This is a genomic window from Microvirga pakistanensis, from assembly GCF_004458765.1.
In the GTDB taxonomy this organism is placed as follows: domain Bacteria; phylum Pseudomonadota; class Alphaproteobacteria; order Rhizobiales; family Beijerinckiaceae; genus Microvirga; species Microvirga pakistanensis.
Window position 1 is genome coordinate 1 of the sequence record NZ_SPJX01000519.1, and the last position, 223, is coordinate 223.

General features: G+C 68.6%; 1 protein-coding gene. It reads right to left on the reverse strand.

The window, feature by feature from the left end; all coding sequences use genetic code 11:
• On the reverse strand, positions 1–223 hold a 223-nt coding region (locus E4K09_RS23615), incomplete at both ends, for an SIS domain-containing protein (RefSeq protein WP_134500147.1).

The following is a 223-nucleotide window of genomic DNA, read 5'->3' on the forward strand; positions in this document are numbered from 1 at the left end:
GATGCGGAAAGGGAACGGAACGCGCCGAAATCTGCCTCCGCCACCTCGAGCCATATGTCGGCGCTCGTCACCAGGGGGCTGAAGGCGGAATCCGTGATCGCCACCACGGGAATGTTGCTGCGGGCGGCGGCGGCGGCGAGTTCGGCGGTCACCGGCGCATAGGGCGTGAAGCTGATGGCGAGAACCGCATCGCGCTCGGTCGCGGTGCCCAGCTGCTCGGGAC